Raw genomic sequence first — 13,411 nt, forward strand, 5'->3', positions numbered from 1 at the left:
GGCAATCTTGCGGACGTGGTGCGGGAAGGAGCCGAAGGCGACTGGCGTGCGCGCTTGTTTCGCGCTCGGCCAATCAACCGTGGATCAGCCCTCGATCACCGCCACGATGTCGTCTTCCTTCAGGAAGACCAGCTCTTCGCCGTCGATCTTGATTTCCTGGCCGGCGTACTTGCCGAACAGCACCACGTCGCCGGCCTTCAGCGACATCGGGCGCACCTTGCCGTCGCTCATGATCAGGCCGGTGCCGGCGGCGACGACCTTGCCGCGGGTCGGCTTCTCGGTGGCGCTGTCGGGGATGACGATGCCGCCGGCGGAGACGCGCTCTTCTTCGAGACGCTTGACGATGACGCGATCGTGCAGGGGACGCAGTGTGCTCATGGATGACTCCAGCTGACTTGAGTGGTTGATGGACAAGGCTTTCAAGGCCCGGAACGGCGGCCCTGTTAGCACTCAAAGTTGGTGAGTGCCAATTTTACGGGTATACGACCCCGCTGCAAGAACTTTGAACCGGGGGATGCCACAGCTAATTGGGCGGACGGGTACCGCTTTCAAGGGCCGCCGGCGAAATCGTTCCGCGACCCGCGGTACGCTTCGGCCATGACCCTGACCGACCCCGCCACCGTACTGCTCTGCTATTGCAGCTGCCCCGATGCCGCCAGCGCCGGTGCCATCGCCGAGGCGCTGGTCGGCGAGCGGCTGGCCGCCTGCGTCAACCGCCTGCCGGCCGTCCAATCCACCTATCGCTGGCAGGGCACCGTGACCCACGACAGCGAGGAACTGCTGCTGATCAAGACCACCGCCGCCCGCCTCGACGCGTTGAAAGCCCGCCTGCTCACCTTGCACCCCTACGAGCTGCCCGAGCTGATCGCGGTGCCGGTAAAGTGCGGCCACGCAGCCTACCTGGACTGGGTGCGCGCCGCGACCGGCGAGGTGCCGCCAGACTGCTGACAACTCTTGTCAGGGGCACCCCGGCAGACTTGGCTTCCCCCATTCCTGCCGTCCCCGAGATGAAGAAGATCGACTACGCCGTGCTGCTGTCGCTGGGCGCCCTGTGGGGCGGCTCGTTCCTGTTCATGCGGATGGGCGCGGGCGCCTTCGGTGCGCTGCCGCTGGCCGGCCTGCGGGCGATCGGTGCCGCGCTGTGCTTCCTGCCGCTGCTGGCCTCGCGCCGGCGCCGGGCCGAATGGCGCGCGCACTGGTGGCCGATCGCCGTGGTCGGGCTGACCAACTCGGCGCTGCCGTTCGTGCTGTTCACCTTCGCCACGCGCAGCCTGCCGGCGGGCCTGGCCTCGATCATCGACGGCATGACGCCGATGTTCGCCGCGCTGATCGGCTGGCTGTGGCTGGGCCAGCGGCTGGATGCGTGGCGCGGCGCCGGGCTGGCGATCGGTTTCGCCGGCGTGGTCTGGCTGGCCGAGGGCAGCCTCGCGCTGGGACCGGGCGCCGGCCTGGCGCTGCTCGCCTGCGTCGCCGCCACCGTACTGTACGGCTACGCGGTGCATTACACCCACCTGCGCCTGGCCGGCGTGACGCCGCTGGCGGTGACGGTCGGCAGCCACATGGTCGCCGCGCTCCTGCTGCTGCCGACGACGCTGCTGGCGTGGCCGGCGCAGGCGCCGGCGCTGCAGGCATGGTTGGCGGCCGCAGGGCTGGCCGTACTGTGCACGGCGCTTGCGTACGTGATGTTCTTCTGGGTGCTGGCGCGGGTTGGCGCGACGCGCATCATGGTGATCCCCTACCTGATCCCGGCGTTCGGCGTGCTGTGGGGCGCGCTGCTGCTCGATGAGCCGGTGAGCGCCCGCATGCTCGGCGGCTGCGCGGTGATCCTGCTGGGTACGGCGCTCACCACCGGGCTGGTGCGCACGCGCCGAACGGCGCCCTCGCTGGCGGTCGAGGAGACATGAGGCCGCAATGAACGGGGGCACGACCAGCATGGTCCATAATGGCTTCCCTGCCGTTGTGCCACTGGAATCGCGATGCGCCTGATCACCGGCCGCCTGGCCGCCTGCCTGCCCGTCCTGGCTTTCCTGCTGCTCGGCCTGCCGAGCGCTGCGCCGGCGCAGGACACGGACAACCTGCTGCCGGTGACCGAGGCGTACAAGCTGAGCGCCGACGCCGCCACGCCCGGCGTGCTGAAGCTGCACTGGACGATCGCGCCGGACTACTACCTCTACCGCGGCCGCATGAAGTTCAAGGGCGGCGACGGCGTCACCCTCGGCGAAGCGCAGCTGCCCGACGGCGAGAAGCACCACGACGAATACCTCGGCGACGTGGAGACCTACCACCACGGCGTCGACGCCAGCATCCCTTACACGGTCGCCGCCGGCACCCCGCGACTCACCCTGAGCGTGCAATACCAGGGCTGCCACGAGGTCGAGCCGAAGATCTGCTATCCGCCGCATACCGAGAAGCTGGACCTGCCGCTGCCGGCCACTACCGATGTCACGGCGACGCCGGCGGCCGGCAACGCGCTGGGCGCGGCGCTGAACCGGCTCGGCAGCAACGCAGGCGGCGCCACGACCAGCGCGCCGCTGCCGGCCGAGCAGGCGTTCCGTTTCGAGGCGCTGGCGCAGGGCCCCGGACAACTGTTGCTGCGCTGGACGATGCCGAAGGGCTATTACCTGTACCGCGACCAGACCACGCTGAAGCTCGCCGATGCCGCCGGCCTAACGCTGCATCCCGCGTGGCCGGCCGGCACCGCACATCACGACGAACACTACGGCGAGGTCATCGTGTACTTCGACCAGGTCGAGCTGCCGGTGACGGTGGACGGCGACCTGGCCGGCCGCACGCGACTCGCGCTGCAGGCAAGTTTCCAGGGCTGCCAGGACGGCGGCCTGTGCTATCCGCTGATGACGCGCACGCTGGAGATCGACCTGAACAGCGGTGCGGCAACGTCCGGCACACCGGCGCCGGAGCTGCCCCCGGCCGATCTCGCCGGCGGCCCACTGCAGGTCAGCCTGCTCGCAGCGCTGCTGCTGGCGCTGGGCGGCGGACTGGTACTGAACCTGATGCCGTGCGTGCTGCCGGTGCTGTCGATCAAGGCGGTCAGCGTGCTGGAAAGCGGCGAGAACCGCGCCACCGCGCGCCGGCATGCGCTGTTCTACACCGCCGGCGTGCTGTGCAGCTTTGCCGCGCTGGGGCTGGGCATCCTCACCCTGCGCGCGGCCGGCCACGCGATGGGCTGGGGCTCGCAGCTGCAGCAGCCGCTGCTGGTCGGCGCACTGGCCTGCGTGATGCTGGCGGTGGGCCTGTCGATGTCAGGCGTGGTGCAGTTCGGCGCGTCGCTGGGCAATACCGGGGCGAACCTGGCCACCCGCTCCGGCCCGGCCGGCGACTTCTTCACCGGCGTGCTGGCGGTGGTGGTGGCCAGTCCGTGCACCGCGCCGTTCATGGGCAGCGCGCTGGCGTACGCGTTCGCTGCGCCGATGCTGTCCGCGCTGCTGGTGTTCCTGGCGCTGGGCCTCGGCCTCGCGCTGCCGTTCCTGGCGGTCGGCTTCGTGCCGGCGCTGGCGCGCCTGCTGCCGAAGCCGGGGCGCTGGATGGAAACGCTGAAGCAGGTGCTGGCCTTCCCGATGTACCTCACCGCCGCCTGGCTGGTGTGGGTGCTGGCCAACCAGCGCGGCGCCGACGCGGTCGGCCTGGTGCTGGTGGCGATGGTGCTGCTGGCGATGACGCTGTGGTGGTTCGAACGCAGCCGCTCGCGCGGGGCGCGCGGCAAGTTGATGGTGGCGGTGCTGGCGCTCGCCACCCTGGTACCGCTGTACCTGCTGGCCCAGGTGCCGCCGCCGTCGGCTGCGGCGGTGGCCGAGGAAGGCGTGGTCGCCTACAGCCCGCAGAAACTGGCTGCGTTGCGCGCGGCCGGTACGCCGGTGTTCGTCGACATGACCGCCGACTGGTGCGTCACCTGCAAGGCGAACGAACACGCCGTGCTGGGCACGCAAGCGTTCCGCGACCTGCTCCAGCGTACCGGCGCGGTCTACATGAAGGGCGACTGGACCGACGTCAACCCGACCATCAGCGCGTTCCTGCAGCAGTACCACTCGCCCGGCGTGCCGCTGTATGTGGTGTTCCCGAAAAACAGCGGTCCCGGCAAACAGTTGTCCACGGTACTGACCCGCTCGATGGTCGAGCAGGCGCTGACCGAAGCGGCACGCTGATGCTCAGCCGCAGCAACTGGCTGATCCTCGGCCTGGCCGTGCTGGCCGCCACGCTGGGGGGCTACCTGCAACACCGCCAGCGGGCCGTCGAGACGCCGCCGCCAAGGCTGCTCAGCCAGCTGCCGCCGCCACTCGTGCTGCCCGACCTCGAGGGCAAACCCCATCGATTGGACGATTACCACGGGCGCCGCGTGCTGCTGAATTTCTGGGCCAGCTGGTGCGAGCCGTGCCTGCGGGAGATGCCGGCGCTGGCCGAGGCCCAGGCCAAGTTCGGCGAACAGGGAGCGATCGTGGTAGGAATTGCGATGGATGAGCCCGCACACGTTCGCGCCTTTTTGGCCGCACATCCGGTGGATTATCCAATCCTGATCGGGGAGATGGGGCCACCAAGCAGCTCGCTTAAACTAGGCAATACGCGCCAGGTATTGCCTTATAGCGTGCTGATCGGCGCCGATGGGCGCATCCTGGCCACACATGCCGGCCCGCTCTCCGCCGCGCAGCTGGCGCGCTGGCTGGCACCGGCGAAAGCCAGACGCTGACATACGGTCACGCACGGAAACCCGACGCTTCTCCGTCAAACATCGCCGATCTGCAGCGAACTGGACAAGATTCCCGACTGCGCGCACACTGCGCCGGGTTCCGGGGCCTCCGGACGCTGGCGGGGCGGTTTCGTGGCGAAAATCCTGGTCCTGCACGGACCCAACCTCAACCTGCTGGGTGCACGCGAGCCGCACATCTATGGCCGCGAGACGCTGGCCGACATCAACCGGCAACTGGCCGAGCGCGCGCACGCGGCCGGGCACGAGCTGGCCTGGTTCCAGTCCAACGCCGAGCACGAGCTGGTCGGGCGCGTCCACCAGAGCCGCGACGACCGCACCGCGATGATCCTGTGCAATGCCGGTGCGTTCACCCATACCAGCATCGCGCTGCGCGACGCGTTCGCCGCAGTGGCGATCCCGTTCATCGAGGTGCACCTGTCGAACGTGTTCGCCCGCGAGTCGTTCCGCCACCACTCGTACCTGTCCGACCTCGCGCTCGGCGTGATCTGCGGCTTCGGCGGCGACAGCTACCGGCTGGCGCTGGACGCGGCGCTGCAGCGATTGCAGGCGCCGGCCGCGCCCTGACCGGAGTGCCGTCGTATGGCCCGCCCCATCCACTATCCAGCCACCCCGGTGGCATGACTGACCAAAGGCTGATCCGATGGATTTGCGCAAAATCAAGAAACTGATCGACCTGCTCGAGGAATCCAACCTCGCCGAACTGGAAATCAAGGAGGGCGAGGAAGTCGTCCGCCTGTCGCGCGTGCCGAAGAGCGCCGCACCCGCCCCGGCCGCCGTACCGGCTGCGCCGGTCGTGATGGCCGCCGCGCCCGCCCCGGTCGCCGCGACTCCCGCGGCGCCATCCGCCGAGGCTGCGATCGCGAACGCGCTGCCCGCCGGCCACGTGGTGAAGGCACCGATGGTCGGCACGTTCTACGCCTCGGCCACGCCGGGCACGCCGGCCTTCGTCAAGGTCGGCCAGCAGGTCAAGGCCGGCGAGACGCTGGGCATCATCGAGGCGATGAAGATGTTCAACCAGATCGAGGCCGACGTGGCCGGCACCGTGCAGGCGATCCTGATCGAGAACGGCCAGCCGGTGGAATTCGACGAACCCATGTTCGTGATTGCCTGAGGCCGCCCGGATGCTCGAGAAGGTCGTCATCGCCAACCGCGGCGAAATCGCCCTGCGCGTGCTGCGCGCCTGCCACAGTCTGGGCATCAAGACCGTGGCGGTGCACTCCACCGTGGACCGCAACCTGAAGCACGTCGGCCTCGCCGACGAGTCGATCTGCATCGGCCCAGGGCCGTCGGTCGACAGCTACCTCAACATCCCGCGCATCATCGCCGCGGCGGAGATCACCGACGCCCAGGCGATCCACCCCGGCTACGGCTTCCTGTCCGAGCGCGCGGACTTCGCCGAGCAGGTGGAGCAGTCCGGCTTCGTCTTCATCGGCCCGACCGCCGAAGTGATCCGCCTGATGGGCGACAAGGTCGAGGCGATCCGCGCGATGAAGTCGGCCGGCGTGCCGTGCGTGCCCGGCTCCGGCGGCCCGCTCGGCGAGGACGTGGACACCAACGTCAAGATCGCCCGCGAGATCGGCTACCCGGTGATCATCAAGGCCGCCGGCGGCGGTGGCGGCCGCGGCATGCGCGTGGTGCGCACCGAGGCGCACCTGGGCAACGCGATCACCATGACCAAGGCCGAAGCCAAGGCCGCGTTCGGCAACGAACAGGTGTACATGGAGAAATTCCTGGAGAATCCGCGCCACGTGGAGATCCAGGTGCTCGCCGACGGCCAGGGCAACGCGATCCACCTGGGCGAGCGCGACTGCTCGATGCAGCGCCGCCACCAGAAAGTCGTGGAAGAAGCCCCGGCCCCGGGCATCACGCCGGAGCAGCGCGCGGCGATCGGCAAGGTCTGCGTCGATGCCTGCCTGCGCATCGGCTACCGCGGCGCCGGTACGTTCGAGTTCCTGTTCGAGAACGGCCGCTTCTACTTCATCGAGATGAACACGCGCATCCAGGTCGAGCACCCGGTGACCGAATTCATCACGGGCATCGACCTGGTGCGCGAGCAGTTGCTGATCGCCGGCGGCGAGAAGCTGTCGATCCGCCAGGAGGACGTCAAGATCACCGGCCACGCGATCGAGTGCCGCATCAACGCCGAGGATCCGGACACGTTCATGCCCAGCCCCGGCACGGTGAAGCGTTTCGAGGCGCCCGGCGGCCCCGGCGTGCGCGTGGACACCCACCTGTACGATGGCTACCGCATCCCGCCGAACTACGACTCGATGATCGGCAAACTCATCGTGCACGGCCCCGACCGCGAGACGGCGATCGCGCGCATGCGCTTGGCGCTGGCCGAGACGGTGATCGAGGGTGTCAAGTGCAATATCCCGCTGCAGCAGCGGATCATGGCCGACGCCGGCTTCCACCATGGCGGCCAGAACATCCACTACCTCGAGAAGCGGATGGCCGAGCAGAAGGAACACAAGGCGGCCGGCGAAGAGTAAGCGGTGATGTGGAGATGGGTGAGGAACGAGAGGGGGCACGCACGCAGCGCGCCCCCTGAATCGGCCTCGCCCACGCCGCCACACCGAAAGATCCTCTCTCCGACAACTTTTCCAGCCATCGGCTCTTCTTCCATTCCTCTCCTCTCACTCCCCGCCTGATGCCTTTCCTCGAACTCTCCCTGGTCGTCCGCACCGAACAGCAGCCCCGCGCGGAAGAGGCGCTGGACGACCTCGGCGCCTTGTCGATCACGCTGCGCGACGCCGATGCCGAGACGCCGGACGAACAGGCGATCTTCGAGCCGGGCGTGGGCGAGCTGCCGCTGTGGCCCACGATCACGCTCGACGCCCTGTTCGACCAGCACGCCGACCGGCGTGGCCTCGCCGCCGCGCTGGGCGAACTGCTGCCTTGGCTCGAACCCGACCAGCTGAATTTCACCGAGGTCGCCGACCAAGAGTGGGAGCGCGCCTGGATGGACCAGTTCAAGCCGATGCCGTTCGGCCGGCGGCTGTGGATCTATCCGTGGAACATCGAGCCGCCGCCGGGCGATGGACTGGTCGTCGTAAGGCTGGACCCCGGCCTGGCCTTCGGCAGCGGCACCCATCCCACCACCGCGTTGTGCCTGGAGTGGCTGGACGGCCTCGACCTGGTCGGCAAGACGATCACCGACTACGGCTGCGGCTCCGGCATTCTGGCCATCGCCGCGCTGAAACTCGGCGCGGCCGCCGCGGTCGGCGTCGACAACGATCCGCAGGCGCTCACCGCCTCGCGCGACAACGCTGAACGCAACGGTGTAGCCGACCGGCTCGCGCTGTTTCTGCCGGAGGACGTCGAGGCGGAGGCCGCTCCTGCGCATTCGGCAATTGCTCCCTGCATTGCTCTACCTCCGGCATCCATGCCGTCGCCTGCGCCCGCGGCACTTGTGCATCCATGCACATCGCCCGCTGATGTCTTCATCGCAAACATCCTCGCCGGCCCACTCGGCGAACTGGCGCCTACCTTCGCCGCCGCGGCGAAACCCGGTGCACCGTTCGCGATCTCCGGCATCCTAGCCGGCCAGCAGGACGAGTTGCTGCAGCGTTACGCCGAATGGTTCGATGAACTGCGCGTGGATACCCGCGAGGACTGGGTGCGCATCAGCGGCCGCCGCCGCTGAGCGGGCGACGGCCGCCGGCGACTCCCTGCTAAGCTTGCCGCGGTTCGATCGAAGCGGCTCGCATGTACACCCAATGTCCCGAATGCCTGTCCGTGTTTTCGCTGGATGCGCAGACACTCGCGAAGGCGCACGGCCACGCCGTGTGCGGACACTGCCATGCCAGCTTCGACAGCCTTGCCACGCTCACCGGGCAGTTGCCGCCGGAGCCCTTCGTCGAGCTGCCGGTCAACGAATCCGCGTTCGAGCCGCCGTGCCTCGACCTGGTGGTCTACCGGCCGCGCCCGGAACCGCCGGTGGTGGTGGCCGGCGACCATGCGGCTAGGGGAGGCGCAGCGGCGATCGAGGATTTTTCGCAGCTGGTGTTCGCACCGCGCTTTGCGCGCGAGCCGCAAGCCCGCCCGTCCGGACGATCGGGCCGGCGCGCGCGGCATCGGCCTGGGAGGCTGTCCACCGAACGGCGCTGGCCGTGGGTGCTGGCGTGCCTGACGCTGGCGCTCCTGCTCGGCGCCCAGCTGGCCTGGGCCAAGCGCGATGAGCTGATCCGCAATCCGCTTACCGGCGACTGGCTGCGCAGCAGCTGCGCCCTGCTCGCCTGCCGCCTGCCGCTGGTCGCCGCGCCGCAGCAGCTGCATCTGCTGGCCAGCAACGTGCAGGCCCATCCCAGCGTTGCCGGCGCGTTGATGATCAGCGCCAGCGTGCGCAACGACGCCGCATTCGCCCAACCCTATCCGGTGCTGACGATCACCCTGTCCGACGCGCGGGGGCAGCGCATCGCGATGCGCCGGCTGCAGCCGCACGAGTATCTCGACGACGAGGCCACCCTGCAGCGTGGGCTGGCGCCGGGTGCAGCCGCGGTGCTGCTGCTGGAAGTGGAGGACCCCGGCGACAAGGCGGTGGGGTTCGAACTTGGTTTCGAATAGCACTTAAAATTATCGGCACACGCGGGTAGACTCGACCCTCTGCGCAGATCGCCAAGCCGGTACTCGACACCCCGCGATCTGCCGCGACAGCCATGACCATAACGCAGCGGCCCATGCAGCCGCCGCCTCGCACCTGAGGGAAGATGTCCGTGAATGCCGTAAGACTGCCTGCCGTCGAGGCCGCGAAACAGACCTCGTCGCAGAACGCAGGTTCGCCAGGCGTCAGCTCCCAGGGGCAGAGCGCATTGAGCGAATGCGTCACCCGCACGGTACGCCGCTACCTCGCCGACATCGGCGACACCGAATGCACCGAGGGCCTGCATGCGCTGGTCCTGCGCGAGGTCGAACTGCCGCTGTTGCGCGAGGTGCTGGCCTTTCACGACGGCAACCAGAGCCGCGCCGCCACCGCGCTGGGCATCAACCGCGCCACCTTGCGCAAGAAGCTGGCCGCGCACGGCCTGCTGTAATCCCCCCATCCGGCCGCCCCTGCGCGGGACGGCTATAATGAGCGGCTTTCCCGCCAAGGAACCCCGCCCATGTCCGCCCCCCAGCTCGTCCCGGTCCGTCGCGCCCTGCTCAGTGTTTCCGACAAGACCGGCCTGATCGACCTGGGCCGGCGTCTCGCCGCGAAAGGCATCGAGCTGCTCTCCACCGGCGGCAGCGCGAAGGCGCTGCGCGAAGCGGGCATCGCGGTCACCGAGGTCAGCGACCTCACCGGCTTCCCCGAGATCATGGACGGCCGCGTGAAGACGCTGCACCCGAAGGTGCATGGGGGCCTGCTCGGCCGCCGCGGCACCGACGACAGGGTGATGGCCGAGCTGGGCATCGCGCCGATCGACCTGCTGGTGCTGAACCTGTACCCGTTCGAAGCCACCGTAGCCAAGCCCGGCTGCACGCTGGAACAGGCGATCGAGAACATCGACATCGGTGGCCCGGCGATGCTGCGCTCGGCGGCGAAGAACTGGAACGACGTAGGCGTGCTGACCTCGCCGGAGCAGTACGAAGGCGCACTCGTCGAGATCGAAAGCCAGGGCGGCCTTGCCCGCGCCACCCGCTTCAAGCTCGCGGTGGCCGCGTTCAACAACGTGTCCAGCTACGACGGCGCGATCAGCGACTACCTGTCCGGACTGGAACTCAACGACACGCAGGACGCGATCGCCGGCCATGCCGCGTTCCCAGGCCAGGTCAACGGCCGCTTCGTGAAGCTGATGGACCTGCGCTACGGCGAGAACCCGCACCAGCAGGCCGCGTTCTATCGCGACCTGTATCCGGCGCCGGGCACGCTGGCCACCTTCCGCCAGTTGCAGGGCAAGGAACTGTCGTTCAACAACATCGCCGACGCCGACGCGGCGTGGGAATGCGTGCGCGGCTTCGTCAAGCCGGCCTGCGTGATCGTCAAGCACGCCAACCCGTGCGGCGTGGCGGTGAGCCTGGACGGCATCGGCAAGGCGTACGACCTCGCCTTCCAGACCGACCCTACCTCGGCGTTCGGCGGCATCATCGCGTTCAATCGCGAAGTCGACGGCGCCACCGCGCGCGCGATCGTCGAACGCCAGTTCGTCGAGGTGGTGCTGGCGCCGGCTTATGCGGACGAGGCGCTGGCCGCCTTCCGGAAGAAGGGCAACGTGCGCGTGCTGGAGATTCCGCTGCCGGGTGACGGCAACCTGCTCGGCGCCCACCCCGGCAACAGCTCCAAGCGCGTGGGCTCGGGGTTGCTGATCCAGAGCGCCGACACCGGCATGATCACCGCCGCCGACCTGAAGGTGGTCACCCGCCGCGCGCCCACCGAGGCGCAGATCCACGACCTGATCTTCGCCTGGAAGGTGGCCAAGTTCGTCAAGTCCAACGCCATCGTCTACGCCCGCGACCGTCAGACCATCGGCATCGGCGCCGGCCAGATGAGCCGCGTGTACAGCGCGAGGATCGCCGGCATCAAGGCGGCCGACGAGAAGCTGGAGGTGCGCGGTTCGGTGATGGCGAGCGACGCGTTCTTCCCGTTCCGCGACGGTATCGACGCTGCTGCCGCAGCCGGCATCAGCGCGGTGATCCAGCCCGGCGGCTCGATGCGCGACGCCGAGGTGATCGCCGCAGCCGACGAGCACGACATGGCGATGGTGTTCACCGGGATGCGCCACTTCCGCCACTGAACCGGACTGCGCCGGCAGCGGCGCACTCACGTCCCGTAGAAGTCGCGCCTGCCAGGATCGGCAGCGAGTCCGGGAAAATGGCCATGCACTACGAGCTCTACTACTGGACCGGCATCCAGGGACGCGGCGAATTCGTGCGGCTGGCGCTGGAGGATGCCGGCGCCAGCTACGTCGACGTGGCCCGCGAACAGGGCGACGACGCCATCGTGCGCTACCTCGACGGCGTGCACGAGGGCGCGCTGCCGTTCGCGCCGCCGTTCCTCAAGGCCGGCCGGCTGCTGATCGCGCAGACCGCGAACATACTGCAATACCTGGCCCCGCTGCTCGGGCTGGTGCCGGAGGGCGAGGGTCGGCGGCTGTATGCGCACCAGCTGCAGCTGACCATCGCCGACCTGGTCGCCGAGGTGCACGACTCCCATCACCCGATCGCCGCCAGCCTGTACTACGAGGACCAGCTCGGCGAGGCGCGTCGCCGCGCCGCCGACCTGCGCGAGACGCGGTTGCCCAAGTATCTGGACTACTTCGAACAGGTGCTGGAGCGCGGTGGCGGCCACCACGCGCTGCACGAACATTCGTATGTCGACCTCTCGCTGTTCCAGCTGACGAGCGGGCTGGAGTACGCGTTTCCGCGGGCGATGCGCCGCCTCGGCAGCAGCCTGCCGCAGCTGCAGGCGCTGAAGCTGCGTGTGGCGCAGCGGCCACGCCTCGCCGCCTACCTGGCATCGCCGCGGCGGCTGCCGTTCAACGAGAGCGGTATCTTCCGCCACTACCCGGAGCTGGACGATCCCGCGTAGACCCGCTCAGGCCAGCGCGATCACCATCGCGCCGGCCACGATCAGGCCGCCGCCGACCAGCAGCGACAGGCTCGGCTTCTCGCCCAGGAAAACCAGCGCCAGCACGATCGCGATCGCCACGCTGAGCTTGTCGATCGGCGCCACCTTGCTGACCGGGCCCAGTTGCAGCGCGCGGTAGTAGCACAGCCACGACAGCCCGGTGGCGACGCCCGACAGCGCCAGGAACACCCAGCTGCGCAGCGGCAGCCCGCTTGGCCTGGCCCATTCCTGGCGCAGGCTGAGAATGCCGGCGGTGACGAACAGGATCACCACGGTGCGGATGAAGGTGGCGAGGTTGGAATTGATGCCGGCCACGCCGAGCTTGCCGAACAACGCGGTCAGCGCGGCGAACAGCGCCGAACCCAGCGCAAACAGCAACCAGCTTTCACGCAGTTGCATCGCGTCGCCCTCCGCCCGGATACCGTTTCGGCTCTGCCGGCACGTCCGCGCCGGCAGGGCGGTTCAGTGACCGCTGTCCGCTGCGGCGGGTGCGCTCGACTCCGCAGCCGGCGGTGGGCTCTTGCCCCACTCCAGCAGCTTGTACATCACCGGTCCGACCGGTTTCATGCCGTGCTCGTCGACCAGCCGGCCCTGCGGGTCGACCATGTAGGTTTGCGCGATGCCGTTCTTCGGCGTCACCACCACCATGTAGACGCGTCCGTTGCGGCTGTATTCCTGGATGCTGTTGTCGCCCTCCTGGCGGATCCGCACCTGCGGCGGCGACTGGTCGCGGGGCGCCGTCCGCGCACCACCCTCGTCGCGCATCGATGGCAGGGACTGCGGCTTCAGCTTCAGCGACGTGCCCGGCGTCCGCGCGGAAGCCGGCGTCGCCGGCGCCACCGCCTTCACGCCCGGGTCGTTCAGTCCCGGCGGCGGCGGCACGTTCGCCGGGGCAGCGGATTGCGCCAGCGCGTGCGTGGCGAACAGGAAGCTGGCGGCAAGCAGCAGGGCGGCGTTTTTCATGGCGGCGACCTCGTTGGGGCAGCAGAGCATAACAGCGGCCACCGCCGCCATCCGTGAAGCGCGGCATTCCGTCGTGCGGGCGGGAATGCGGCGCGCATCGGCCCCGTAAAGCAGGTCCGACGGCCCCGCGTCATCATTCGGCCGTGTATCGACATACACTCCCCATTCTTCCCTGTCGCGCC

The 13,411-nt window shown here is 69.0% G+C and carries 15 protein-coding genes; 12 read left to right on the forward strand and 3 right to left on the reverse strand.

Features of this window, described 5'->3' with window-relative positions; all coding sequences use genetic code 11:
- Window positions 1-84: 84 nt before the first annotated feature.
- Window positions 85-378 carry a co-chaperone GroES gene (locus AC1Q5A_RS10720; protein WP_007514157.1) on the reverse strand — a complete coding sequence of 98 codons (294 nt, stop codon included), beginning with the start codon at window positions 376-378 and terminating at the stop codon, window positions 85-87.
- A 219-nt stretch (window positions 379-597) separates the two neighbouring features.
- Here AC1Q5A_RS10720 and cutA point away from each other — a divergent pair, with 219 nt between their 5' ends.
- The 12 genes from cutA (at window position 598) to AC1Q5A_RS10780 (ending at window position 12,227) form a co-directional block, all read left to right on the forward strand.
- Window positions 598-948: a divalent-cation tolerance protein CutA gene (cutA, locus tag AC1Q5A_RS10725; protein WP_492700701.1), complete on the forward strand. Its 351-nt coding sequence runs from the start codon at window positions 598-600 to the stop codon at window positions 946-948.
- Window positions 949-1,007: 59 nt separating this feature from the next.
- Window positions 1,008-1,904, forward strand: a complete 897-nt coding sequence (locus tag AC1Q5A_RS10730) for a DMT family transporter (protein ID WP_492700702.1) — start codon at window positions 1,008-1,010, stop codon at window positions 1,902-1,904.
- Window positions 1,905-1,976: 72 nt separating this feature from the next.
- Window positions 1,977-4,160, forward strand: a complete 2,184-nt coding sequence (locus AC1Q5A_RS10735; protein ID WP_492700703.1) for a protein-disulfide reductase DsbD family protein — start codon at window positions 1,977-1,979, stop codon at window positions 4,158-4,160.
- On the forward strand, window positions 4,160-4,699 hold the full coding sequence (locus AC1Q5A_RS10740; protein ID WP_492700704.1) for a TlpA family protein disulfide reductase: 540 nt from the start codon (window positions 4,160-4,162) through the stop codon (window positions 4,697-4,699). Before AC1Q5A_RS10735 ends, AC1Q5A_RS10740 begins: the two co-directional genes overlap by 1 nt.
- Window positions 4,700-4,831: 132 nt before the next feature.
- Window positions 4,832-5,284, forward strand: coding sequence for a type II 3-dehydroquinate dehydratase (aroQ, locus tag AC1Q5A_RS10745; RefSeq protein WP_492700705.1), 453 nt, complete (start codon window positions 4,832-4,834; stop codon window positions 5,282-5,284).
- A gap of 76 nt (window positions 5,285-5,360) precedes the next feature.
- The gene (accB, locus tag AC1Q5A_RS10750) at window positions 5,361-5,831 is read left to right on the forward strand and encodes an acetyl-CoA carboxylase biotin carboxyl carrier protein (RefSeq protein WP_492700706.1); all 471 of its coding nucleotides are present in this window, start codon (window positions 5,361-5,363) and stop codon (window positions 5,829-5,831) included.
- A 10-nt stretch (window positions 5,832-5,841) separates the two neighbouring features.
- A complete protein-coding gene (gene accC, locus AC1Q5A_RS10755; protein WP_492700707.1) occupies window positions 5,842-7,212 on the forward strand; it encodes an acetyl-CoA carboxylase biotin carboxylase subunit in 1,371 nt (456 codons plus the stop codon).
- Between the two features lie 158 nt (window positions 7,213-7,370).
- The gene (prmA, locus tag AC1Q5A_RS10760; protein WP_492700708.1) at window positions 7,371-8,366 is read left to right on the forward strand and encodes a 50S ribosomal protein L11 methyltransferase; all 996 of its coding nucleotides are present in this window, start codon (window positions 7,371-7,373) and stop codon (window positions 8,364-8,366) included.
- A gap of 62 nt (window positions 8,367-8,428) precedes the next feature.
- Window positions 8,429-9,286, forward strand: coding sequence for a zinc-ribbon and DUF3426 domain-containing protein (locus AC1Q5A_RS10765; RefSeq protein ID WP_492700709.1), 858 nt, complete (start codon window positions 8,429-8,431; stop codon window positions 9,284-9,286).
- 143 nt (window positions 9,287-9,429) lie between these two features.
- Entirely contained in the window at window positions 9,430-9,753 is a 324-nt protein-coding gene (locus AC1Q5A_RS10770; protein WP_492700710.1) for a helix-turn-helix domain-containing protein, read from the forward strand.
- Window positions 9,754-9,822: 69 nt separating this feature from the next.
- Window positions 9,823-11,433: a bifunctional phosphoribosylaminoimidazolecarboxamide formyltransferase/IMP cyclohydrolase gene (gene purH / locus AC1Q5A_RS10775; RefSeq protein WP_492700711.1), complete on the forward strand. Its 1,611-nt coding sequence runs from the start codon at window positions 9,823-9,825 to the stop codon at window positions 11,431-11,433.
- An 83-nt stretch (window positions 11,434-11,516) separates the two neighbouring features.
- On the forward strand, window positions 11,517-12,227 hold the full coding sequence (locus tag AC1Q5A_RS10780) for a glutathione S-transferase (RefSeq protein WP_492700712.1): 711 nt from the start codon (window positions 11,517-11,519) through the stop codon (window positions 12,225-12,227).
- 6 nt (window positions 12,228-12,233) lie between these two features.
- Here AC1Q5A_RS10780 and AC1Q5A_RS10785 read toward each other — a convergent pair whose 3' ends face one another.
- The gene (locus AC1Q5A_RS10785) at window positions 12,234-12,665 is read right to left on the reverse strand and encodes an EamA family transporter (RefSeq protein WP_492700713.1); all 432 of its coding nucleotides are present in this window, start codon (window positions 12,663-12,665) and stop codon (window positions 12,234-12,236) included.
- Between the two features lie 63 nt (window positions 12,666-12,728).
- Window positions 12,729-13,229, reverse strand: a complete 501-nt coding sequence (locus tag AC1Q5A_RS10790; RefSeq protein ID WP_492700714.1) for a DUF2782 domain-containing protein — start codon at window positions 13,227-13,229, stop codon at window positions 12,729-12,731.
- Between the last annotated feature and the right edge of the window lie 182 nt (window positions 13,230-13,411).

Source organism: Rhodanobacter sp. GW835-FHT13D09, from assembly GCF_058793995.1.